Source organism: Anabaena sp. FACHB-83 (assembly GCF_014697485.1).
Taxonomy (GTDB): domain Bacteria; phylum Cyanobacteriota; class Cyanobacteriia; order Cyanobacteriales; family Nostocaceae; genus Nostoc_B.
Map to the genome: position 1 here is coordinate 25,990 of NZ_JACJRY010000033.1, position 23,451 is coordinate 49,440.

General features: G+C 42.6%; 20 protein-coding genes. 7 read left to right on the forward strand and 13 right to left on the reverse strand.

Going from position 1 to position 23,451, the window contains the following annotated elements; all coding sequences use genetic code 11:
* Nucleotides 1-20 precede the first annotated feature (20 nt).
* Complete coding sequence (gene menA / locus H6G79_RS26750; RefSeq protein ID WP_190591198.1) at nucleotides 21-920, reverse strand: 2-carboxy-1,4-naphthoquinone phytyltransferase; 900 nt, start codon at nucleotides 918-920, stop codon at nucleotides 21-23.
* A gap of 646 nt (nucleotides 921-1,566) precedes the next feature.
* On the opposite strand from menA, the gene H6G79_RS26755 reads away from it, so the two are divergent.
* The gene (locus H6G79_RS26755) at nucleotides 1,567-2,982 is read left to right on the forward strand and encodes an isochorismate synthase MenF (RefSeq protein WP_190591196.1); all 1,416 of its coding nucleotides are present in this window, start codon (nucleotides 1,567-1,569) and stop codon (nucleotides 2,980-2,982) included.
* A gap of 368 nt (nucleotides 2,983-3,350) precedes the next feature.
* On the opposite strand, the gene H6G79_RS26760 is transcribed toward H6G79_RS26755, so the two are convergent.
* On the reverse strand, nucleotides 3,351-7,310 hold the full coding sequence (locus H6G79_RS26760) for a tetratricopeptide repeat protein (protein ID WP_190591194.1): 3,960 nt from the start codon (nucleotides 7,308-7,310) through the stop codon (nucleotides 3,351-3,353).
* A 199-nt stretch (nucleotides 7,311-7,509) separates the two neighbouring features.
* Between H6G79_RS26760 and H6G79_RS26765 the strand changes: the two genes are divergently transcribed.
* Both H6G79_RS26765 and H6G79_RS26770 read left to right on the forward strand, forming a co-directional pair.
* Nucleotides 7,510-7,884, forward strand: a complete 375-nt coding sequence (locus H6G79_RS26765) for a type II toxin-antitoxin system HicB family antitoxin (protein ID WP_190591192.1) — start codon at nucleotides 7,510-7,512, stop codon at nucleotides 7,882-7,884.
* Complete coding sequence (locus tag H6G79_RS26770) at nucleotides 7,884-8,309, forward strand: type II toxin-antitoxin system VapC family toxin (protein WP_190591190.1); 426 nt, start codon at nucleotides 7,884-7,886, stop codon at nucleotides 8,307-8,309. The genes H6G79_RS26765 and H6G79_RS26770 overlap by 1 nt, the downstream gene beginning before the upstream one ends.
* Before the next feature lie 134 nt (nucleotides 8,310-8,443).
* Here H6G79_RS26770 and H6G79_RS26775 read toward each other — a convergent pair whose 3' ends face one another.
* The 3 genes from H6G79_RS26775 to H6G79_RS26785 form a co-directional block, all read right to left on the reverse strand.
* Entirely contained in the window at nucleotides 8,444-9,067 is a 624-nt protein-coding gene (locus tag H6G79_RS26775) for a heme-copper oxidase subunit III (RefSeq protein ID WP_190591188.1), read from the reverse strand.
* A 93-nt stretch (nucleotides 9,068-9,160) separates the two neighbouring features.
* Nucleotides 9,161-10,921, reverse strand: a complete 1,761-nt coding sequence (gene ctaD, locus H6G79_RS26780) for a cytochrome c oxidase subunit I (protein ID WP_190591187.1) — start codon at nucleotides 10,919-10,921, stop codon at nucleotides 9,161-9,163.
* Nucleotides 10,922-10,999: 78 nt separating this feature from the next.
* Complete coding sequence (locus H6G79_RS26785) at nucleotides 11,000-12,070, reverse strand: cytochrome c oxidase subunit II (protein WP_190591185.1); 1,071 nt, start codon at nucleotides 12,068-12,070, stop codon at nucleotides 11,000-11,002.
* A gap of 407 nt (nucleotides 12,071-12,477) precedes the next feature.
* Between H6G79_RS26785 and H6G79_RS26790 the strand changes: the two genes are divergently transcribed.
* The gene (locus tag H6G79_RS26790; RefSeq protein WP_190591183.1) at nucleotides 12,478-13,434 is read left to right on the forward strand and encodes a heme A synthase; all 957 of its coding nucleotides are present in this window, start codon (nucleotides 12,478-12,480) and stop codon (nucleotides 13,432-13,434) included.
* A 450-nt stretch (nucleotides 13,435-13,884) separates the two neighbouring features.
* Complete coding sequence (locus H6G79_RS26795) at nucleotides 13,885-14,838, forward strand: heme o synthase (protein ID WP_190591181.1); 954 nt, start codon at nucleotides 13,885-13,887, stop codon at nucleotides 14,836-14,838.
* A gap of 96 nt (nucleotides 14,839-14,934) precedes the next feature.
* Here the strand turns inward: H6G79_RS26795 and H6G79_RS26800 are convergent, their stop codons facing one another.
* The 4 genes from H6G79_RS26800 to H6G79_RS26815 form a co-directional block, all read right to left on the reverse strand.
* Nucleotides 14,935-15,261, reverse strand: coding sequence for a type II toxin-antitoxin system RelE/ParE family toxin (locus H6G79_RS26800; RefSeq protein ID WP_190591179.1), 327 nt, complete (start codon nucleotides 15,259-15,261; stop codon nucleotides 14,935-14,937).
* Nucleotides 15,245-15,532, reverse strand: a complete 288-nt coding sequence (locus H6G79_RS26805; RefSeq protein ID WP_190591177.1) for a type II toxin-antitoxin system Phd/YefM family antitoxin — start codon at nucleotides 15,530-15,532, stop codon at nucleotides 15,245-15,247. Before H6G79_RS26805 ends, H6G79_RS26800 begins: the two co-directional genes overlap by 17 nt.
* A gap of 80 nt (nucleotides 15,533-15,612) precedes the next feature.
* Nucleotides 15,613-16,476 carry a CPBP family intramembrane glutamic endopeptidase gene (locus H6G79_RS26810; RefSeq protein ID WP_313934399.1) on the reverse strand — a complete coding sequence of 288 codons (864 nt, stop codon included), beginning with the start codon at nucleotides 16,474-16,476 and terminating at the stop codon, nucleotides 15,613-15,615.
* Between the two features lie 170 nt (nucleotides 16,477-16,646).
* Nucleotides 16,647-17,078: an AbrB family transcriptional regulator gene (locus tag H6G79_RS26815; RefSeq protein ID WP_190591175.1), complete on the reverse strand. Its 432-nt coding sequence runs from the start codon at nucleotides 17,076-17,078 to the stop codon at nucleotides 16,647-16,649.
* Between the two features lie 1,422 nt (nucleotides 17,079-18,500).
* Between H6G79_RS26815 and H6G79_RS26820 the strand changes: the two genes are divergently transcribed.
* A complete protein-coding gene (locus H6G79_RS26820; RefSeq protein WP_190591313.1) occupies nucleotides 18,501-19,514 on the forward strand; it encodes a succinate dehydrogenase/fumarate reductase iron-sulfur subunit in 1,014 nt (337 codons plus the stop codon).
* A 175-nt stretch (nucleotides 19,515-19,689) separates the two neighbouring features.
* On the opposite strand, the gene H6G79_RS26825 is transcribed toward H6G79_RS26820, so the two are convergent.
* The 4 genes from H6G79_RS26825 to psbX form a co-directional block, all read right to left on the reverse strand.
* Complete coding sequence (locus H6G79_RS26825) at nucleotides 19,690-20,217, reverse strand: PD40 domain-containing protein (protein WP_190591173.1); 528 nt, start codon at nucleotides 20,215-20,217, stop codon at nucleotides 19,690-19,692.
* A 359-nt stretch (nucleotides 20,218-20,576) separates the two neighbouring features.
* Nucleotides 20,577-21,140, reverse strand: coding sequence for a PD40 domain-containing protein (locus H6G79_RS26830; RefSeq protein ID WP_190591171.1), 564 nt, complete (start codon nucleotides 21,138-21,140; stop codon nucleotides 20,577-20,579).
* Between the two features lie 51 nt (nucleotides 21,141-21,191).
* Nucleotides 21,192-22,109, reverse strand: a complete 918-nt coding sequence (locus tag H6G79_RS26835) for a Ycf66 family protein (protein WP_190591169.1) — start codon at nucleotides 22,107-22,109, stop codon at nucleotides 21,192-21,194.
* A gap of 409 nt (nucleotides 22,110-22,518) precedes the next feature.
* Nucleotides 22,519-22,638, reverse strand: coding sequence for a photosystem II reaction center X protein (psbX, locus tag H6G79_RS26840; protein WP_015112477.1), 120 nt, complete (start codon nucleotides 22,636-22,638; stop codon nucleotides 22,519-22,521).
* Nucleotides 22,639-23,155: 517 nt separating this feature from the next.
* On the opposite strand from psbX, the gene H6G79_RS26845 reads away from it, so the two are divergent.
* Complete coding sequence (locus H6G79_RS26845) at nucleotides 23,156-23,449, forward strand: YggT family protein (RefSeq protein ID WP_062298001.1); 294 nt, start codon at nucleotides 23,156-23,158, stop codon at nucleotides 23,447-23,449.
* The last annotated feature ends 2 nt before the right edge of the window (nucleotides 23,450-23,451 follow it).

The following is a 23,451-nucleotide window of genomic DNA, read 5'->3' on the forward strand; positions in this document are numbered from 1 at the left end:
TTCGTACCTCTGACGACTCATCACCCAATAAAAAACCCTACACCTAAAAACAAACAACTCCAGAAATGCACAGCCACCGCGATAAATTTACAATTGCTAACTTTGTCTGGATAGTTGTGATTTTCTTGGACGTGGCGACATAATTTGAAAGCGGATGGTAAACTCAACCAACTCAATAATGTCCAGACTGGGAAGATTCCCAAAATCACCAACAATAAAGATAAAGGATAGATACTGGCGGTAAACCAAACTAAAACTTTTGCACCGTTGGCTGTACCTAAACGCACAATTGGCGATCGCTTTCCTGCGGCTATGTCATCCTTAACTTGGTGAAAGTGTGAACAAAACAAAATTAAGCTAGTTACAATCCCAACAATCACCGAAGCTGTAAAACTAGCCACTGACCAAGTTTGAGTTTGGCTGTAATATACCGTTGGCACTAACAAAGGCCCAAAGGCAAAAAAGCAGAGAATTTCGCCTAATCCTTGGTATCCTAGCCGAAAGGGTGGCCCTTGGTACATATAACCCAAAGCACAAGCCACTAACATCATGATGATCACAGTTGGGTCTTGTTGCCAAGTAGCGATCGCGAGTATTCCTAACAACCCAATTACCAAACACAGATTTGCTAACCAAAATATTAGTGACTTCTTCCCCGTTAAATTCACTAGAGAATGATGTTTATTTTTATCGATTCCTGTTTCAGAATCAAACACATCATTACTCAAATTTTCCCATACCAGAATTAATATTGCTGCTCCTAAAAAAGTTAAAAATACTGTTGTATTTAAATTCTTGGTTTCGGCAAAAGCAATTGCTGTTCCTATCCAGATAGGCATAATCGCCACACTGTACATTGGTGGTTTAATTGCCGCCATCCACAGCTTATTTTTGGAATGTGAAATCTGCTTGGTAGTCATTAGTTAATATTGATTGCTTATCAAAATAGAATCCAGCCTATAGGAATCCGGTTTGATTTCTGAATTTATTTGTGTAGGTAGGGAATAGGGAATGGAGAGTCGGGAGTAGGAAAGAAGCCTGATCTGAATGTACTGATTTTTTTCAGAAATCAAATATGAGTCCTATATAGCCATATTAAATGATTTACAAACATCTCTCTACCTTGTCTACCCCCTCCTCCTTGTCTCCCTTGTCTCGGTTATTCACACATCAAATATGACTGCTATATCTTGGGGTATGAATCAATAATTTCAACCCTCAAGAAATCTCAAAACTAGTTGTCTAGAATTAATAACTGGCTTACATCCCCACCAATTAATTCTGCCTCCTGAATCCTGACTTCTGAATTCTTATTTAATTATTTTACCCAGTAATTAGCCCTGAATAGTCAGCACTTTTTTGAACTGATTAACCATATCCTTAGTAAAACTTATTCTTTAGTTGCAGGCTGAAACTGAGCATAGATTGTCAGCGTTTGGTAATACCTAAAACAAAGCAAACTATACTCTGGTGAAATGTCGTCTGAATATGTTACCTGTAGAAATAGACCATGATTAATTACACTTTAGGAAGATTACTTAAAAAAAATTTACTATTCCTAGATCCATGACAGTTTCACCATGTCGTAACAACTTCTTTGTAACGCACAAAGACATATACCAATTTCTGTTAGCGGTTCAAGAAAATTGCCTCACCAATAATTGTCGGCAAATTGTGAGTATTTCCCTAGAACTCGACTGGGTTGATCCTTTAGTTGTATTAGATAAACTAGCGCAAGCAAATGAAATAAATTTTTACTTTGAGAATAGAGGTAAAGGCGAAGCGATCGCCGCGATTGATGCTGTCACAAAATTACAAATTAATGGGCAAGACCGATTTAATCAAGCAGAATATTTTATCAAAAGTTGTCTAAAAAATATAATTCCTTTTGGAGATATTCACAAACCTTTAGCCGTCCCCCGTTTTTTTTGTTACTTTAGTTTTTTTAACCAAAATATTCAAACAGATTATCCTTTTCCTTCCGCGACGATATTTTTACCGCGCTGGCAAATAGCTGTAAAAAATCAGGACTGTATCTTAGTCGCTAACCTCTTAATCACAGCCAACACCAATTTAGATAAAATTTGGCATGATTTATGGAGTAAAGTCGAACTAATTAATTCTTTAGAATATTTCTCACCTAAACTTGACTTTTTCTCAACCCACTTGAGTAAACAACCTGTAACGCAAGGTACAGCATTTAAGCGTTCTGTTGTTTCGGCTTTAGAAAAAATCCAAGCTAGTCATCTCAGCAAAATTGTTTTAGCAGATGCTTTAGATGTCCGGGCAAATCATCAGTTTAATTTATATAAATCATTAGATAATCTCCGACAAATTCATCCTAATTGTTATGTTTTTTCCACCAGTAATGGTAAAGGACAAAACTTTATCGGTGCAAGTCCAGAAAGATTAATTTGTATTCAAAATCAACAATTAATCACCGATGCTTTAGCGGGTTCTGCGCCACGGGGTAAAACACCAGCCGAAGACGCGGCGAATGCAAATCGCTTACTCAACAGCGAAAAAGAAAGACACGAACACTCATTAGTCATTGATTTTATAACTCAACGCTTATCACAACTAGGATTATCCCCCCAAACATTACCGCCACGTCTGCGACAGCTATCTAACATCCAACATTTATGGACACCCATTAGCGCCACCGTTCCCCCTCACGTCCACCCCTTAAAAATTGTGGCGCAACTGCATCCCACACCAGCCGTTGCTGGCGCAGCGCGAGACGTGGCTTGTGCAGAAATTCGGCGTTACGAAAGCTTTGAAAGGGGTTTATATGCTGCGCCACTAGGTTGGATAGACTCGCAAGGTAACTGTGAGTTCATTGTAGGTATTCGTTCGGCATTAATTGATGGCGATCGCGCTAGACTTTACGCAGGTGCAGGTATTGTTGCCGGTTCTGACCCCGATAAAGAATTTGCTGAAGTCCAACTCAAACTCCAGGCGTTATTGAAAGCTTTAGTTTAGTAAAAGTTCTTATACCAATTTAATGTGAAGCTGCACAGTATTTTACCCCTCCCTAACCTGTACACACAAGTTATGGAGTTACTACCAGTTCTTGAATTACCCCACCCTAACCCTCCCCTTGGAAAGGCGAGGGAACTAGATTTCTCTTTCTCCCCCCTTTCCAAGGGGGGACTAAGGGGGGTAATTCGACTTGTATGTACACGGTAGCCCTTAAAAAAGGGGGCTGAAAATTATCTTTTACCCCCTTAAAAAGGGGGTCGCCGTAGGCGAGGGGATCTAAATCTAGGATGAGTAAAGCTTTATCCGAAAAGTATTGACTCGACGATTAGATCCCCGACTTCTTGAAGAAGTCGGGGATCTGGAAAAACTCAAAATCGCTCAAATAACCACTCATCGCCAACAATCGCCTCTAGCAGTTGCACCAAACGCGGGATAAAATAATCAGGATTATTTAACTGTTGCTGCTCAATCCAAGCATCAAAAGCTTCTCGTGTTTCAATACCTTGAGCAGCAGCCGCACTTACTAAAATCTTGAAACTGTCATCTCGCAACTCTTCTAACTGCGGATGCTGATCACCGCGAAGTTGACATAAATACATTGCAGTTGCACCTAGCAAAGCTTTAATATCATCGCCTTGGGAAACTAGATTGTACATAGACCAGAGTGTATCTATAGTATTATGCAAAGGTACTTGAACTCGCAGACACAGCCACACCCCTTGAGCAAGATAGATAATTCCCTTCGTTTCATCAGCAACGCCTAAGTTATTTAAAATCGTACATAAATCTAAGTAAGCATTGACTTGTCCGAGTAATTGCGCTGCTTGCAAGTTTAGTTCTAACTGCTTTGCTTTATTTCCTCTTTTACCTTCCCAATAAGCCATATTTGCCAGCGTCGTCGCTTTCCCTCGGACATCGTTAATGCTTTCCTTGATATCCAAAGATTGCTGATAAAGAGCGATCGCCCCTGTCACATCTCCCTGTTGGGCTTTTAATCCTGCCATTTGGTGTAGCGTCGCCGCTTTCCCTCGGACATCGTTAATGCTATCTGAGATATCCAAAGATTGCTGGTAAAGAGCGATCGCCCCTGTCACATCTCCCTGTTGAGCTTTTAATCCTGCCATTGCGTGTAGTATCGCACCTTTAGTTTTGACATCGTTAATGCTATCTGAGATATCCAAAGATTGCTGGTAAAGAGCCAGTGCGCCTGCAACATCTCCCTGTTGGGCTTTTAATCCCGCCATTTGGTGTAGCGTCGCCGCTTTGCCTCGCACATCGTTAATGCTTTCTTTGATATCCAAAGATTGCTGGTAAAGAGCGAGTGCGCCTGTGACATCTCCCTGTTGCGCTTTTAATCCTGCCATTTCGTGGAGCGTCGCCGCTTTCCTTTTCACATCGTTGATGCTGTCTGTGATATCCAAAGATTGCTGGTAAAGAGCGAGTGCGCCTGTGACATCTCCCTGTTGCGCTTTTAATCCTGCCATTTCGTGGAGCGTCGCCGCTTTCCCTTGCACATCGTTGATGCTGTCTGTGATATTCAAAGATTGCTGGACAAGAGCGAGTGCGCCTGTGACATCTCCCTGTTGCGCTTTTAATCCTGCCATATTGTGCAGCGTCGCGGCTTTTCTGGTTAAATCATCTTCTGGACACAGTTCTAAAGCTTGTTCATAATGCGTCAGTGCTTCCTTGACAAAACCTAAAGTTTCTTCTGCTCTAGCAATAGTTCCTAAAATCCGGTAATCATCACCCAATTGCAGAATTGCTTGACAAAGTTCCCATGTTTCCACATATCGACTACTATTCACCCAACTATTAGCAATGTCGTCTCCCACACTCACAGCAATTTCTTTTTCCTGCGCCAACACAGCTAATCTCACGATTTCTCGTGCTTGTTCTTCATTCTTGTTATCCACTTCTTCCCACCAACTGCGGTAAATAATCTGTGTTGCTGCTTTTTGCGTGGTTTGCCATTCTTCTTCAGTTAATAGTGGTTGCAGCAATGGTGCTAAAATCGTCGTCACTCGATATTCTGGCGTTTGCTTGGCGTAAGTCGTCGCTGATTCCACCAGGCTGAGGCTGATTAACTTGGGGAGTATACTTCGACCCTTCGACAGGCTCAGGGCGGCGCTGCGCTCAGTAACCAGGGAGTTTACTTCGACTTCGCTCAGTAAACGGGGAGTAGGGAATGGCGAGTTTAATTCGACTTGGCTTTGGCTCACTTCGACTTGGCTTTCGCTCACTGAGCGAAGTCGAAGTGAGCAAGAAGAAACAGAGTTAATAATTTCAATAGTCACCGGCAAACGAAACACACTCAACTGAGCGAGAAACTGTTTCTCCTCATCCTCCAAAGCATTTAACAGCGTTTCTGCCAAAATATTCTCTCGAAACTTAAGCTGTACACCCTCCAACTTTGTCAACAATTCTTCTTCTGCTACGTCTGGTAACTGCACCACTTCCACCAACCACTTCAACAAGCGCGGATTTCCATCAGCAATTTTGAGAAGGCGCTGCTTTTTCAATTGCAACTGCACATCTCCATCCAATTGCCAGTAAATTTTATTAATATCCGCCTCACCCATCGCCGCTAAACTTTCCAAATGCAGACGATGGGGAGGTAAAGTATTTTCTTCCAAATAACGACAGGTGACAATCAACCGACTTTCTGCTTGATTTTCAGCCAACGCTGCACACAACGCCGCTAACACATCATAAGCAGCCGTCGTCATTCGCAAACTACCATCAGCCACATTCTCTTGGGGGATATTCTGCTCAAAATCATCTAAAACCAACAACACAGGCTTATCGTGTTCGTCTTCTATCGCTGCAAAAAAGTTCTGCAACCGCCCTTTAAACGAAATTCCCGGTTGATTTAACAAAGCTGGAACACCTGCAAACCGTTCATACTTACTCGCCAGCTTGTTAATTAACCCTACCTCATCCACCACCCCAATCAACACCACCCGTTCAAATTTCGGGCGTTGCGCTTGCACCCGCGTACACAACCGCGCCGCCAGGGAACTCTTACCCAAGCCTCCCATCCCCGCAATAAATACGCCAATATCATCGCTAGTTTGTTTTAACGCCCGCATTCCTCGTTGTAATGCTTTTCGTCGCCCGACAAACTCCCCATGACTAGCAACTTTAACGATGTTATTTTCATCCAGAAATTCACTTTCAGGCGGTGTAAACTTCAGCTTTTCTCGCTTTTTAGTATTTAACGGTGTGACTAATTCCCCAATAGCGCGACTATCCCGATAAATCCTCAACAAATGCCAATCGCTGCATTCTTGAGCAATCATTTCTTGCTGTGCAGCTTTGACAGCATCTTCCACCGTCGCCCCAGTCGCCAAAGCGTGATAAAGTGCCTGAGCCGCAATAATACCAGTTCTATCAAAAACTGGACGCGCCCAACCCAAAACTACACCCGCACCCGCTTTCACTAAAGCCTGCGCCATTGAAGGGACTGTTCCTTGGTTGGCAATTTGCCCAGTATGACAGCCAGAGAGAAACACCACACGCGGAAAGCGATTTTGAAAAGCTTTTGCTAAATCATCAACGGTAGTAAATTCTACTTTTCCCTCATCATCTTCTGTAATGAAGCATGGTGTATAGTCCTTAATTTTGCGACCTTTAGGCAAATATCGCCCTAACTCTGCCTCTGTATAAATTACACCATGTCCCGTCAAATGGAACACATCAAAATAATCTTTTGCTTCCGACTGAACTAAATTCCCCAATTCAATAACGGAGCCACTTTCCTCGACAATCAAAGCCAAAGGCTGCTCTTTTGTGGCTGTGAGGATATTTTTTTCTTCTTCCTCAAATTGTAGCGGCGCAATGCCTGGGTGTTCTGGTGATGTCGCCATAAACAACAGCCGCAACGGCCGATTTTGGACATCCAAAACACTAGTATTTCTTTGCTGTACAGTCCGCACAGGTACAGGTGCATTATGTCTTTGCAGTAAAAACACTGTGCCATCATGTAACAATTCCCAAGGCAAATGTGCCAAGCCTAACGCTACTTTCTGCGTTTGGGGGTTTAAACTTTGTGCTTCACTGGTTTGAATTAAATCTAAATATATGCGCCCTTCATCTGTCTCATCTAACGCCCTCCTTAGCCATCCTTCCTTACCATCCAGCCAAGAATACAGTTCACGCCCAATATTCCGCAATTGTGCGGTGTCATCCAGCCTTTGAGCATAATATTTTTCTTCACACAGATTAATTAAACTGGCTAACTTATCAGCATCTAGACGGCGTGTACCATAATTGCAGCGCAATTCAAAAGTTTGATTTTGGCTAAGAGCAAAGGTGAAGGTGAAAGCCACGGTTACTTAAGTAGTGACTATAGTTACTGTTGCTATGATATCGCGCGATTTTGGAAAGTTGCAGCAGAATTATGGCGCAAGATAAGATCCCCGACTTCTTTAAGAAGTCGGGGATCTCAATCTGAATTTATGTCAAAATATGAAAATAAGACAAATTACAATAAAAATTTCCTCACTCTACATAATTCGGAAAAACTTTATGACTACTAATTTAAACAACAATGAAGTAAATAACTTATCCAAACTCAATTATTCTGTATTAATAGAAGCAAAAAACAATGGATATCAAGCAACAGTTTGGGGTTTACCAGACTGTCAGGTATTTGCAGCCACGCGGGAAGATGCACTAAATAATTTACATACACTGGTGAATAGTCGCTTAAAAAATGTCGAAATAGTTACTCAAGAAATAGAAACACCTTCAGAACATCCTTGGATGAAATTTGCAGGAATGTTTAAAGATGACCCACAATTTGATGATATGCTGGCAAATATCGAAGCATATCGACGCGAATTAGATGCAGAAATGGCAGAATATTACCGCCAATTGGATGCAGAACAAGGCAAAGAATAATGAGTTTGTGGATATTAGATACTGATTCTGTTTCGCTTTTCCAAAATGGACATCCTCTTGTTAGCCAGCGTGTGAGTCAAATTGCTCCTGACAATATAGCCGTGACAATTATTACTTTTGAAGAACAAATTCGCGGTAGATTTAATGTCATTAGGCAAACTAATTCTTTAGATAAATTAGTAATTGCATACTCCAAGCTACAAGCAACATACAATTATTTTAATAGTATTAACTTACTTACCTTTACCCAAGAAGCTGCTAATTGTTACGCGCGATTTTTGCAGCAGAAAATTCGGATTGGTACACAAGATTTAAGAATCGCCGCAATTGTAATTGCGAATGATGCGATTTTAGTAACGCGAAATCAGCGTGATTTTTGCCGTGTCCCTGGGTTACGATTTGAAGATTGGACATTGGGAAATTAGAGCGATCGCACTAATTCATCAAGTTACACCGAATGCGATCACTTCGTCTACATCTCCTCAGTCATTAAAAAAACCCCCAATGGGGGTTGATTTTTAAGTTATTCGCGTGGAGTGAACAACTTGCTAATTAATACCTACAGAAGATACAGTAATCCGAATAAAATAATCCAGATTACGTCTACAAAGTGCCAGTAGATTTCTGCGGCTTCAATACCGAAGTGTTTTTCATTACTATAATGGCCGGGAACGCGCGATCGCCACAACACTGCCAAAATTGCTAAAACACCGATAGTAACGTGCAGTCCGTGGAAACCAGTCAACACATAAAAAGAACTGGCGAATAAATTGGTGGTTAAACCAAATTCTAGGTGCATATATTCATATACCTGCCCCGCTAAGAAAATCGCCCCCATTGCGGCGGTGATAGCTAACCAAATTCGCGCACCTTTGGCATCATTCTTTTTAATCGCCGTATCAGCATTGTGCATCACAAAACTGCTGGCAATTAGATTAACGGTGTTGACTCCAGGCAGCAATAATTCTAACTCTGGAGTACCCGCCGGCGGCCACACAGGTAAGGTGGAACGAAAAGCTAAATAGGCTCCGAACAAGCCCATAAAAATCATCCCTTCAGCCACCAAGAAGACAAACAAACCAAACAAGCGATGATCTGGATGCGCTTCGTGATGATCAACTGTGGCTGCACTGTGATGATGATTAAGTTCGGTTTTAGCTGGGTCAATGGTTTGACTTTGCATGAATTTTTATAAAGTGTGAAGTATGAAGTATGAAAAATGCAGTATGGCTGCTAGATCCCCGACTTCTCTAAGAAGTCGGGGATCTGACCACCACTAATCCCTAGTCCCAGAAACACGCTGTTCCAAGTCAGACTCAATGGTGGGATATGGCTCATCAGGATCAGCACGGAGTACTGAGTTGGGGCCAGCCGATAATAAAGGATTGGGATCGGATAATGGCACACCTTCGGCCGCTCTTTCTAAGCCGTAGTCGTAAGGCCCTGTAGCCAATACGGGGTATCCCTCAAAATTTTCAATTGCTGGTGGGGAAGTTGTCATCCACTCTAGGGTAAGCGCCCGCCAAGGATTATTACCAGCCTTCTCGCCATACAACCAACTCCAAATCACATTAATAATGAATGGAAAGGTGGAAACAGCAAGTATGTAAGCGCCATAAGTACAAATTTCATTCAGCAGCGTGAATTTGGGGTCATACTGAGCGACGCGGCGGTTCATCCCCATCATCCCTAGCTTGTGCATCGGTAAGAAGGTCATATTCAGACCCACAATGGTCAGCGCAAAATGCACCTTACCCCAAAATTCGTTGACCATTCGTCCCGTCATCTTCGGGAACCAATGATATATAGCGGCAAAAATCCCCAACACGCTACCACCAAACAAGACATAGTGGAGGTGCGCCACGACAAAATAAGTATCGTGAACATGGATATCAAAGGGTACAGCCGCCAACATGACACCACTGATACCACCAATGACAAAGGTACCAACAAAACCAATGGCAAATAACATGGCGGAGTTGAGTTGAATTTTGCCGCCCCACATCGTTGCTAACCAACTGAAAATTTTGATCCCCGTGGGTACAGCAATGATCATCGTTGTGATCATAAAGAACATCCGCAACCAACCGGGAATACCACTGGTAAACATGTGGTGCGCCCAAACTATCAGTCCCAAAAAGCTAATTGCTAGGGATGAATAGGCGATCGCTTTATAACCGAAAATTGGTTTACGAGAATGTACGGGGATAATCTCAGAAATTGCCCCAAAGAAAGGCAAAATCATGATGTACACCGCCGGATGGGAGTAAAACCAGAACATGTGCTGGTACACTACGGGATCACCGCCACCAGTCGGGTTAAAAAATGTTGTCCCTGCTAATAAGTCAAAGGCCAGCAAAATCAAACCGGCTGCTAAAACAGGAGTTGACATCAACACCAGTGCTGAAGTCGCAAACATCGCCCAACAAAACAATGGCATTTGATGTACTCCCATCCCTGGAGTCCGCATCTTGATTAGGGTGACGAGAAAATTAATCGCCCCCAAAATCGATGATGTACCCAGCAACAGCACACTCATAATCCAAATCCCTTCACCCACCTGGCCTGTCACCAAGCTCAGAGGCGGGTAGGAAGTCCAACCAGCATCCGGCGCATCGCCTACAGCTAAACTCGCCACCAGCATTAAACCCCCAACAGGGATCATCCAAAAAGCCACAGCATTCAATCTGGGGAATGCCATATCCTTAGCCCCAATCATCAGGGGAATCAAATAATTGGCAAACCCCGCACCCGCCGGCACAATCCACAAGAAAATCATGATTGTGGCGTGCAGTGTAAATAAGCTGTTATATACTTCTGGGGTGACAAAATCGACTTCTGGCGTACGTAGTTCTGTCCGTACCAAGTCAGCTAAAACACCGCCAATGCAGTAAAAAATGAAGGAAGTGACTAGGTATTGAATCCCAATCACCTTATGATCTGTGCTGAAACTAAAGTAGTCTCGCCATTTTCGCTTCCCTGGCTCATCAATCAGCACCGGGCTATTGGCAGTTTCTTGTATTTGGGCTTGTGTCATAGGAGTTAGTTGTTCAGTTATCAGTTATCAGTTGTCAGTTATCAGCCTGTTTACTGATCACTGTTGACTGTTGACTGACTAATGGTGAATTTGATGTAAAGTTTCTGGCTTAATTCCCATTTCTTTGATGTATGGGGCGAGAAATTCGTCGGGAGTCAGATTTGCCGGATTAACAGCAATGGCTTGATTCATGGTTTCATGACTTGCCACCAACTGCTCTTGCATCCATTTGTCAAAATTCTCTTGACTTTCTACAACCACTTGGGTTCGCATCGCGCCGTGGTAGGGGCCGCAAAGTTCTGCACAAATCAGGGCATAATCGCCGACTGTTTTGGGTGTAAAGCGAATTTCGCTTTGTCTACCAGGGATCGCATCTTGTTTCACGCGGAACTCTGGCACCCAAAAGGCATGAATCACATCGTTAGCGGTCATATTGACCTGCACTTCCCGCCCAATGGGAACGTGTAACTCCCCTGTGGTCACTCCGGTGTCTGGATAGGTAAAAATCCAGGCATATTGCAGACCTGTGACATTGACAATTAAACTCGCTGGCTGACCTGCTTTGTCAGGACTAGCCCCCAAAGTTGGAGCCACACTACCAACACCAGGAGCATCAACCTTTTGGGGAATTTGATCAGCATTGCGGACGGCGGCGGTGGCTGGGTCTTGCATCGCCTCATCAGATTTTGCTTGATTGAGGTTGGCAGGAGCTTCTGTTAAAGTAGCAGCGAGAGCGGCTCCTGGCATATTCATCGAACTTTGATTCATCGGCGCTTCGTGAACAGCGTGGGGATCGAAGCCACCGATGTCGTTATAAACTTCAAAGCTATAAACAGAAATACCGATGACGATAATGGCGGGGATCGCCGTCCAGAGGATTTCTAGCGGGACGTTACCTTCCACTGGTGGCCCGTCTCCTTGATCACCAGGACGGCGACGATATTTAATTACAGAGTAGATTAAAGCACCTTCAACAAGCAAAAATATACCGACGGAAACGGTCATCATCGAGTTAAATAAACCATCAATTAAGACGGCTTCATCTGAGGCTGCTGTTGGCAACAGACCGTGATTCTGACCGTACCAAAGACTGGCTAACGTCAACCCGATGCCAATCAGTAATGTCCAGATGGAACTTGGAATTTTCACGGCTTACCTAGAATTAATTGACTACGTTTTTTTAAAGCTGCCCACTTACTAAGGTAGTCTAGGCTATTAAACAAAAAGCCAAATGGTCTGAAATTTTTATTAATTTTTTCAGCCACTTTCCTATTTCTGAGTAAAAGAGATTTATTAGATACTGACAAGGATAAATAGTAATTACTGGAAAAATTTAAGAAAAACTTTAGGTTAGTAAAATTGTTTGTCAACTGTCTATTACACACATCTTAAAAAATACCTAAAGCTTCAGACTAAAACCATCTGAAGTGATTCAAAGTAATAGGTGAAACTCCATCTCGAAACCAAGTTGTATACGCTAGGGTGGAGATGGGTTGGTACGGAAAAATTAAAAATTTTAAGAGAGCTACTACCAAGATCGGCAGAAGGAATCGTTCATGAACGAATTTGTCCTAAAACAACAAAATGATGCGGCAATTGAGCAGCAAAAGCCAAAAGAAATGATTCGTCGCTTGGTGTGGCGTATGGCTATAGCCACGTTGATTTTAATGGCTATTGGCTCTGCCACCCGTGTAATGAATGCCGGACTTGCTTGCCCAGACTGGCCCCTATGCTACGGGGAACTAGTACCAGCCAAACAAATGAATCTCCAAGTGTTTTTGGAGTGGTTTCACCGATTGGATGCAAGCTTGATTGGTGTAAGCGCGATCGCACTTGCTGGTTTATCTTGGTGGCACCGTCGTTCTTTGCCTGTCTGGTTGCCTTGGGCTGCAAGCTTCGCCCTGTTTTTAATCGTGTTTCAAGGCATCTTAGGCGGACTCACAGTCACCGAATTGCTGCGGTTTGATATCGTTACCGCCCACTTGGGAACAGCACTGTTATTTTTCACCACCCTACTAGTCGTCGGTACGGCTATAGCTCCATATCAGGGAACTGGCAATGTCGGTAAGTTGCCCTGGATTGGTTTAGCGGCGGCTATTTTGGTGTACGTGCAGAGTTTACTGGGTGCGGTTGTGGGTTCTCGCTGGGCGCTACATCAATGCTTTGGTACGGCTGAACTCTGCTCTGTGATGTACAGCCATATTTTTGGTTTAGTCCCGCCAACCGTCGCCACCTTAGCCGTAGTGTTAATTTCCTGGCGCACACCAGCCCTCCATCCCGCTTTGCGGCGACTGGCAAACATGGCTGGTGGTTTGTTAGTTTTACAAATTTTGTTGGGAGTTGCTACTTTTCGCTTGCATTTGCAAGTCGAGCCGTTAACTGTCTCTCATCAAGCTGTAGGTGCGGCTTTGTTGGGTACTTTGGTGGGTTTTACGGTTCTAGCATTGCGTGACTGGGCTGCTAATCGTGAAATCAGCAGTTTGTCTAACCCAGCTATCAGCTCAAATCCCTAAATTACCCTTTTGGGGATAAACTGATGCGATCGCTACGATGACTCTTGACTAATGGTGATAGGACATTAGCCATGAGTCATTTACCAATTCACTGCATCTCCAGTAACTAGTAGGACTTACGCACAAAGATTATTCGTGGAGATTGGGTATAAGGGTGAAAGGGTTTGGGGCTTCGCCGTGAGCGTCAGCCGAACGGTGTAAGGATTTTGAATAAGTACACCCCCATACCCGTGAACCCCTACACCCTCGCCAAAACCCTTGATTTTTCGTTTTGATGCCTAAGTCCTAACTAGCACTGGTGAAAGTCTACAGATACTTGGCTGTGCTGAAGTTTCTCAACCACTAGCAACTTTTGGCGCTTCAAACAGAGAAACGGCAAGGTTAAAGATTCTCACCCAACCAAGCCAAGACTAGACACACATTGTTGACAATTAAGGAAATAGAACCAAGATGATTGAGACTAATGTCTCTCGCCACCACGAAACATTCCTCCAGGTAATTCAAAGCTATTACCAACTAACAAAACCTCGCATTATTCCCTTGCTGTTGATTACCACGGCTGGGAGTATGTGGGTTGCAGCCAAGGGACAAGTAGACCCGTTACTGTTGTTAGTCACTCTGACTGGTGGTACTCTGGCAGCGGCCAGCGCCCAGACAATTAACTGTATCTACGACAGAGATATTGATTATGAAATGGAACGGACGCGCCATCGTCCCATGCCTTCTGGGAGAGTCCAGCCAAGAGATGCACTGATTTTTGCAGCCGTTTTGGCTGTACTTTCGTTTACCCTACTGGCTGTGTTTGCTAATTTATTGGCAGCTTGTCTGGCATTCTCTGGCATTGTTTTTTATGTACTGATTTATACCCATTGGCTCAAGCGTCACAGCACTCAAAATATTGTGATTGGTGGGGCGGCTGGTGCAATTCCGGCTTTGGTTGGTTGGGCAGCTGTGACAGATACTTTAAGCTGGGCAGCATGGTTGATTTTTGCCATTGTCTTTTTGTGGACACCCCCCCATTTCTGGGCGCTGGCGTTGATGATTCGGGATGACTACGCCAAGGTAGGCATCCCCATGCTCCCGGTGATTGCTGGTGCAACAGCCACAGTCAAACAAATTTGGTATTATACCCTAACTACAGTCATTGCTACGTTGTTATTGTTTTATCCCCTGCACGCCAGTGGGGTTATTTATGCAGCGATCGCAGCTGGTTTAGGTGGATTATTTATCCGTAAATCTTGGTGTTTATTGCAACAACCAGAAGACCGCACTGTAGCCAGAGAACTATTTCTCTACTCCATCTCCTACATGATGCTGTTATGTTTAGCAATGGTGATTGATAGTCTACCCATTACTCATCATTTGGTGAGTACTGTTATTGCTCAGTTGCACTTGTTTAATTAAGGTAGACCAAAATAAATGCGATCGCACTAGGAGAATGAAAGGTGCGATCGTATTTCTCAACATTAAAATACTACTAAACAATAATTTTGATTATTTCTATAACTCCACATCATCTTTTGTCAAGTATTGTTGTGCAGTATGTCTAATTCGATAAATGTTCACTTCAGTTTCAGAGATTCCAAAAAGAATTCGGTAGCGGAATCTTTTCGATTTTCCGTAGAGCAATTGGCGAATCTCCATTCCTAACTCCTCACTTTCAGGAGTGACAGGACAACGAGCCGGAAAGCGTTCAAGCGAATCAATTGCATCAAGCAGTCCGTCAAACCACTTGTCAGCCAAATCTGAATCTTGTTCTCGAATCCAAAGATAGGCATTTTCCGCATCAGCTAATGCCAATGGAGAGATGTCAACGCGAAATTCCATGCTTTCTTCTTAAACCTTCTAGTGCTTCTTTAGCTGGAACTCCTTTTCCTTGCTCGATTTCCTGAATTCCTTGTCTGAGTGCAGCTACAGTTTCAGCATATTCTAAACGTTCCAAGAGCTTTTGATAGGCTTTAGCATCCTGGACAACAAGTTGAGCAGCACCATTAACAGTCAGCACAAGCGGCTTTTCGCTTTCTTCCATTTGTTGGATGTACTGTTTGGTGTTTCGCTGAAATTCTGAGAGCGAGTGAATGTTATTGAGGTCAATCATAGACTCAGCATGAAATTAACAGTTAATTTGATATAAAAATCAGACTAACATAAATAGTTGAGCGATCGCGTTTGCCAAATCTACAGACTACCTAAATAGAGTATTAGGCTAGTTCCCAGAACGCACAAAACCCCTGCTAACCCAGCCAGGGGTTTTTTATATTTGCCAGTCCACCATTCGGGTACTTTACCTGTGTAAGTGATGAGTTGGGCTGTATCTATAGTAGCGATCGCCAACACCAAAGCTGTATGTAATCCCCAAGCTATACCCAAACTGCCTTTATCTGCTATTCTCGCCATCACTAACATCATTCCCATCAGCCACAGTCCCGGTACTTGTGGTAGCGTTTCTTGCTGTTCCCAAACTAAGTGCAAGATAGCAAATATGCAGCTAGAAATTGTTGCTGCTATCCATATTGGATAATTTCTTTCTAATTCCGTGAACAAAAACCCACGAAAAACTAATTCTTCTACCCCACCTACCAATAACGCGACTAATAAAATTGGTAGCAAGATAGATGGTAATAACTTAATATTCGCCTGGGCAAATTCACACCAACCAAGCCCCAATTCTACAGCAAACATCATAGCGAGGCTGAATAATCCCAAGCCAAAACCTATCCCAATACCACCCACCAGGGAAAGATTTACTCCTAAGCCATACTCAGCAAAAGACCTACCAAACAACCAAATTACTCCCCAAAGTACCAGGGGAGCTAATAAGTAAAGTGTCACAATTAATGGTAACTTCTGCTCTGATTGTAAAGGCTTTGTTGGTTGCCAACCCATAACAATAGCAGATATTACTGCCAATGGCAGCCAACATACTACCCAACTTATAAAAAATGCCATCAAGACAACGGCTACTGGTGCATTTTCTCTCAATGACAGTAAGGTGTTGCCTGATGGCTGAAAAAAATTTGCTAAAACAAATAAACAAAACACGATAGACTTCTTAGGTTGTGGTCAAGACTCTAGTAAAATTTGTGGCTTGAGCAATATGTCTCATCGTATCGTTTTATTAGTACAGAATTCTTAAACAGAGTTATTTGCTCTCGTAGTAGGGATATATTTTCTCAAGATTTCTCGAAAACTTCTCCCTACAACCCAAGAATTTACTCTTCTTCGTCTAAGTCTTCATCTACCTCATCTATATCCTCTGGGGAGATTTTTTTATCACTTTCACCCAGTTGAATCAGGTGAATATGTTTGTAACCCAGTCTAATTTCAAATTCATCTCCTGGTTTTAAACCCATTGCCTTGGTGTATGTTGCACCAATGACAATTTGACCATTTTGATGAACGCTAACCCGATATGTCGGTTCGCGGCCACGGCCATCTTTAGGTGCTTCTGGACTTAGGGGAATTCCTCTAGCCGATAGTAAAGCGTCATAAAAATCAGTGAGATTGACGCGCACCTGGTTATTCTTAGTAACAGTGTAATAGCCACACTGCTTTGCTCTTTCTCTTCTAGGTAAATTAGAAAGTTCTTTTACTTTAGCAAGCAGTGCTTTTCCAGTTAATGGTGCAGTTGCAGTTTCTGTCATTACGCTCAAATTATCCTTACTCTCTCCAAACTGATAAACTATGTAGTCTGACGGCAGTATTTAACTCTTGAGCCTCCGTCAAAAGATGCTCAAAATTTTAAGGGAAGGGTTAAATTGCTACTGATAGAGGAGCAACAAGCGCCTATATTATGTTTGCCTGCAACAGATTTAAGTTAGCTTTGTCACAGACATTTATTTTGGTGATTTTAGGACACTGTTAACCATGATTCGCCATTGAAAACGCAATAATTTTCTCTTTTGGCGCTACTGTAGCGGTGTAACTTTAAGCCACCTTTACAAATAAGGTTGTTTCTACTCCAAATAAGTAGTAGACCCAAGAAATTGCAGGTTTTCCACTTTCAGTACTTGCCTTTATTGCCCTTGAGTTGTAGGTTTTAACCGTTCTTCCTCTTAAGCTTAAGACAGCATAGTATTTGAATATGCTCTCCTAGACATACAACTTTTGCCTCAGATGTAGAGACACAAAATTTTCTGTCTCTAGGTTACGAAAAAACAAAGTAGTGATCATCGCGCTTATACGACGATTGAGACTAGTTTTGTTACTTCGTAATTTTATATTAAATACTAGCATGGACTAATAATAGCAAAATAATTGTTTATGTTTGAATTTAATTTACAGACGAACTTTTATTTCAATCATTTAACTTAACGAGGTAACAAGCAGTCAGGATTTTCATCCGGGTTTATTAGCTACCATGCGTATTGCAGCAGCACTTTTATAAAAATTCATCTAAATTTAGATCGGTAGTTTTGAGCAAGTGCCATTCTTTGATATTCGAGATAGAGAAGAGACAAAAATACAAAGCGGTTTAATCTGCGGGTTTATCCTCACAAGACAAACCACCTCTCAAGCATTTTGAGTGTCTGTCTATGGGAAGAATAAATATTCTGCACATCTGTCAAGTGCTTAATGACCGCCATCAGATGTTTATTATCAGCTTTCACACTTCCATATCAGCCAAAATTCACCTTTGGGAATTAGTTTCCTAATTTCTCCAATCAGTAGATTTTAGCTAGAAGCCTGATGGATATAAAGATGTATTAAGCAGATGAAGTGTAGGAAATGGGAATATTATCGTTATGTAGATAATTAACTTGAGTTGGTCTCCCGAAAAACTCTTTTATTTATAACTCCGAAACAGGGAAGGTGAACAATCAGCTGCGATCGCCTGTTTGCTACTAAAGCTCAGAGCTTAACATAAATCTCGGACATGGTGCTAATACAACTAAAATTTTAATGGTTATCCTGGAACTATAATCAGTAGCTCTTGGCTCATCAGCCTTTTAACACTCGGTTTTGAATTAAGAGCAACAAGAGTATAACTCAATTTTCGCACCTACTAGCCTTGAGTTATGATTTTTCAAGCTGGTAAAGCAATTTTAAGACTTTGGTTGGTGGCAATGGAAGTTATTTTTAAGGTTATTCGACAGCAACAAAATTCTCTACCTGTGGTGCAAACTTACCCACTAGAGGTAGACCCTGGTAATACAATCCTTGACTGTCTAAATCGCATTAAATGGGAGCAAGACGGTACATTAGCATTTCGCAAAAATTGCCGCAATACTATATGTGGTAGTTGTGCAATGCGAATTAATGGGCGTTCGGCTTTAGCTTGTAAAGAAAATGTCGGGAGTGAAATAGCTAGATTACAGCAAATACAATCTTTGACCAATACAGAAAATCCCAATTTAGAAATCACAGTTGCACCCCTGGGTAATATGCCTGTGATTAAAGATTTAGTGGTAGATATGAGCAGTTTTTGGGATAATTTGGAAGCTGTCGCTCCTTATGTTAGTACAGCAGCCAGACAAATTCCAGAACGGGAATTTTTACAAACACCCCAAGAGCGATCGCTTTTAGATCAAACTGGTAACTGTATTATGTGTGGTGCTTGTTATTCTGAATGCAACGCCCGCGAAGTAAATCCCGATTTTGTCGGCCCCCATGCTTTAGCTAAAGCCTATCGAATGGTTGCAGATTCTCGTGATAGTAATACAGAAAATCGCTTAGAAAATTACAACGAAGGTACTAAAGGAGTGTGGGGTTGCACTCGTTGTTTATATTGCGATTCCGTTTGTCCAATGGAAGTTGCCCCCCTCGAACAAATTACCAAAATTAAACAAGAAATTCTCTCTCACAAACAAACATCTGATACCCGTTCCCTACGTCACCGCAAAGTTTTAGTGGAATTAGTCAAAGAAGGCGGCTGGATTGATGAACGCCAATTTGGTTTGCAAGTTGTGGGTAATTATTTTCGGGACTTGAGAGGATTATTAAGTCTCGCACCCCTGGGATTAAGAATGATTGCCAAAGGTAAATTCCCCTTGTCTTTTGAACCATCTGCCGGGACAAAACAAGTGCGATCGCTCATTGAATCAGTACAGAAAATTAAGGGAGTAGGGAATGGGGAGTAGGGAATGGGGAGTGTGGGGAGTGTGGGGAGTGTGGGGAGAAGAGGGGAGTGTGGGGAGTGTGGGGGGAAACATTTCTTCACCATCCTCCCACCCCTCCCACACTTCCCACCCCTCATACCCCTAAACCCTATATCTAAAACCTTATTCCCCACTCCCAACTCCCAACTCCCTATTTCTATCGAGGATCTTGGGGTATATCCAATGGTCGCCCAAAACGGTCATAAACTAAAATATCCCACTGCCCGTTATTACTCGACTCAAAGGCAATGCGACTACCATCCGCACTAATAGTTGGGTGACGAACTTCCGCTTGCAAATTATTAGTCAAATTGCGAGATTGACGGGTTTCGCGGTCATATAAAAAAATCGCCGACCGCCCCTGACGACTAGCCGCAAATACAACATAACGACCATCTTGGGAAACGCTGGGGTGAGAGGCGATCGTATCTAAAGCATTTAAACCTGGTAAATCAATTAAATTGCGCGTCAGGGTATCAAACATATAAACATCTTGACTACCCCGGCGATCGCTAATAAAAACAATATATCTCCCAGAAGTTTGCGGACTTAACTCCGAAGCCAAACTATTCATACTCTGCCCCCCCGGATCAAAAGGATAACTCACCAACCGGGGATAGCCAAAACAACCAGTTAGTAAACTACAACAAGCAAATATAGGGATAAAAATACTACTTTTTGTCATTAGTCAATAGTCATTTGTCCTTTGTTCATTTTCCCTCATCTCCCTAGTACAGGTCGGCGTAAATAAACAGACTATCTAGAATTGCTAAAAGGCTTGTGGTATCGTTATTCTTTCTTTTTCCTTTTGCTTTTTTCCTTTTGCCTTGTTGTACTAGCTTGAAAGTCACCGAAGTTTGCTCAACGGGGGGAACCCCCGCACGCAACTTCTCGCTGAGTGCTGAGTTGAAAGTGCTGAGTAAACACAATAGTCGCTATTTCATGCTTGGCTTGGGAAATAAGTTTCATCGTGACTCTTTCCCCTGTCTTCCCTGTCTTCCCTGTCTCCCTTGTCTCCCTTGTCCCCCTTGTCCCCTTCTCTCCTCAATTCGTCGGCCCATCCACCGTCGCCCCATTAGGAATATCTAATTCAATATTCGGGCCACGGTCTAACACTTCAATATCCCATTGACCACGGCTGGCTGTTTCAAACACAACATAACGTCCATCAGGACTAATCCCAGGATTTCGCACCCAGCCACGATAAACAGGTGTGAGAACTTGTGACTGTTGTATGGCGCGATCGTAAAGGGCTACCACTGGTCTACCTTGGTCGCTCGTTAAATAAACAATATAACGCCCTGTATAGCTCAAGCTAGGGCTTTCACTAATTGTTTCTGGTCGATTTAAACCCGGAGTTCTCACAAATGTTTGCTGTTGCAAATCATATATGAGTAATTGGTGACTACCATTACGATTTGAAACAAACGCCAAGAACCGACCGTTACCACTTAACGTCGGTTGTTCTTCTGTATAACGGCTGTTTAACGAAGTCGGCCCCAGGGGAATCTCACTGGCACCACAAGATACAAGTAAGCTGCTTAAGCCAAAAATCAGGCTCCAATGAATCGGTCTTTGGAGCCACACAATAGGCGTAAATTTTTTCACCTCTACTGTTATTTTTTACATCGCCTCTAGCTTACATCCATCCCACCAGTTTTAGACATCATCAAAATTAGTTGAATTATCTGATTCATCATCAGACTGGTCTATTGGCTTGTATGGAACGTAATCTGCTGGAATAACATCATCATCTGCACTTTCGCGGCGCGAAGTTGTCTCAGCAGGCGGACGACGTTTTCTGGGTCTAGTCGGAACATTATCTTCCCGGCTTTCAGGACGCTGATTACCGTTACTTCCACGACGCGCAGGTTTTCTTCCTTCATCACTGGGACTTTCCCAATCATCTACCTGTTTTGCGGAAGCAGAACCCCAACTTTCTTCATCGTCATATCTCTCAGTCGAACGGCTATTGGAACGAGTAGAAGTCCGGCGACGATTTTTATCAGTCGTGTCTGTCCGTTCATTGCTGGGGCGACGATTTGAGCGACGGGGTGGTTGCTCCTCATTGTAGTCATCACGGGATGAACGAGTATCTCTGCTGGGTCGAATTCTAGGACGTACTGGAGGTTCTTCTTCCTCATAAGGTAGTGGTTCGTAATCGTCTTCTACCTCAGCTTCATAGTCTTTGCGCGACCTCCTATTATATGAATAGTTATCGCTGACTTCCCGTTCTTTATCCACAATCGGAGTGTTGCGCTTGGCTTGCTGGGTAGCGATGCTACGTAGGCGAATACTTTCCACCGCAAAAAACACCGTTGTTCCCACCAACAGCAATTGACCGAATTGTAAAATCGGGTCTAACCGCCATCCTTGGAAAATCAAAATAAAGCCGCAGAGTAAACCTACAGCCGCAAAAAAGATATCTTGATCTCGTGAAAGTTCTGGGCGTACAGTCCGCATAAAATACAGTGCTGCCCCAGCCACAGCCAGGAAAATTCCTAGAATACTGGCTGAGTTCGTTCCTACATTGACCTGAGCCAGAACACTGGCTGAGTTCAGCCCAAAATTTAGCATTGTTCTTTATCCCAATATCACAATCTATGTTAGCGAGTCAAAATTAAAATCACTACTTTAATTAATCACAATATAATTGAGCTTCACGGCTTTTGGCTCAGAAGGTCTGAAGCTTTTTAATCATTGCCAGCCAAAAAATTGATATCTGTCAGCTAAGTATACCCTGTCCTCACAAGGAAGATTGCTAATGTGAATGCAATTAGGTAATTAGCTGACAGAATACTGGTCTTAGACAGGACTTACGCACAAAGATTGTCTATGAAGATTGGGTGTAAGGGTGTAAGGGTGTGGCGTAAGGGTTTTAGATATATACACCCCTATACCCTGTACCCTTGCACCCTCTCCAAAACCCTTGATTTTTCGTTTTTATGCGTAAGTCCTATTAGAGTCTAATTGACTCGACAAAAGATTAAGAACGTTGGATTTTATCTTTTTGGCTAATGAAAATTAGCCCAACAGTAGCAGGGATAACAACGATCGCAGTACCCCAAGCCAGACTCCAAAGAAAATTTGCTAAAGATGGTGTCATTGTTCTCAACCTTTTTTTACACACTTCATCATAATTCTAATAGTGTAGTACTTCCTTGAGAAGCCTTTGGGTATAAGCTTTAAAACCAGAAAATTCAGGCTAGGGGCTAGGGATGAATATTTATCGCTCAGTATTTCCTGTAACTAGACACAAATTTTGTTCACAAAAATCTCTAGAAATCTTAATATTTAGCCAAAGTGGTGCTTTTGTATTGATTGTGACCAATGTTAGCGGAATGGTCAAAGTTACCAGATTTATCTGTGGAGTCTTACCAATTCACTCAAGTACTGATACAAATCACCACTTCCTCTATGCCTCTGCTCCCGGTTGCCGAGCGCAGTCGAGGCGTTGCTTCTTGTAGCTTGTATATCTGTATTATTTTTCAAGTTAAATGGTATTAATCCCAAATTCCTTAACTGGCATTTGCCATAAAATATATCTATAAGCTTTACAAACCTTCAAACTTTCTGATTTACTTCTCGAAATTTTCTTCGTTCAAAAATAGTAGTGCAAACAGATGACTGGTGTTAACTTGACCGTTTGGACTCTCGGCCCCCTGTTGGGACTGATGACATTTCTCTTTATTTTCCGCATTGTTCTAACTTGGTATCCCCAAGCCGACTTAAATAAGTTGCCCTTCAATCTCATAGCTTGGCCGACTGAGCCATTTTTAGTACCTTTACGTAAGCTAGTACCACCAATAGGCGGGGTGGACATTACCCCAATTATTTGGGTAGGAATTTTCAGCTTGCTGCGGGAAATTCTCTTAGGTCAGCAAGGATTAATCACGATGATGTCTCATGTCAGCTAGGG

Bases quoted from the DNA above. Each gene is read 5' to 3' on its own strand.
- H6G79_RS26845 (WP_062298001.1), top strand. From the start codon at position 23,156: ATGACTGGTGTTAACTTGACCGTTTGGACTCTCGGCCCCCTGTTGGGA.
- H6G79_RS26835 (WP_190591169.1), bottom strand. From the start codon at position 22,109: ATGCTAAATTTTGGGCTGAACTCAGCCAGTGTTCTGGCTCAGGTCAAT.
- H6G79_RS26825 (WP_190591173.1), bottom strand. From the start codon at position 20,217: ATGACAAAAAGTAGTATTTTTATCCCTATATTTGCTTGTTGTAGTTTA.
- H6G79_RS26775 (WP_190591188.1), bottom strand. From the start codon at position 9,067: ATGCAAAGTCAAACCATTGACCCAGCTAAAACCGAACTTAATCATCAT.
- H6G79_RS26765 (WP_190591192.1), top strand. From the start codon at position 7,510: ATGACTACTAATTTAAACAACAATGAAGTAAATAACTTATCCAAACTC.
- H6G79_RS26820 (WP_190591313.1), top strand. From the start codon at position 18,501: ATGGAAGTTATTTTTAAGGTTATTCGACAGCAACAAAATTCTCTACCT.
- H6G79_RS26805 (WP_190591177.1), bottom strand. From the start codon at position 15,532: ATGATTGACCTCAATAACATTCACTCGCTCTCAGAATTTCAGCGAAAC.
- H6G79_RS26770 (WP_190591190.1), top strand. From the start codon at position 7,884: ATGAGTTTGTGGATATTAGATACTGATTCTGTTTCGCTTTTCCAAAAT.
- ctaD (WP_190591187.1), bottom strand. From the start codon at position 10,921: ATGACACAAGCCCAAATACAAGAAACTGCCAATAGCCCGGTGCTGATT.
- H6G79_RS26755 (WP_190591196.1), top strand. From the start codon at position 1,567: ATGACAGTTTCACCATGTCGTAACAACTTCTTTGTAACGCACAAAGAC.
- menA (WP_190591198.1), bottom strand. From the start codon at position 920: ATGACTACCAAGCAGATTTCACATTCCAAAAATAAGCTGTGGATGGCG.
- psbX (WP_015112477.1), bottom strand. From the start codon at position 22,638: ATGACACCATCTTTAGCAAATTTTCTTTGGAGTCTGGCTTGGGGTACT.
- H6G79_RS26815 (WP_190591175.1), bottom strand. From the start codon at position 17,078: ATGACAGAAACTGCAACTGCACCATTAACTGGAAAAGCACTGCTTGCT.
- H6G79_RS26800 (WP_190591179.1), bottom strand. From the start codon at position 15,261: ATGGAATTTCGCGTTGACATCTCTCCATTGGCATTAGCTGATGCGGAA.
- H6G79_RS26795 (WP_190591181.1), top strand. From the start codon at position 13,885: ATGATTGAGACTAATGTCTCTCGCCACCACGAAACATTCCTCCAGGTA.
- H6G79_RS26790 (WP_190591183.1), top strand. From the start codon at position 12,478: ATGAACGAATTTGTCCTAAAACAACAAAATGATGCGGCAATTGAGCAG.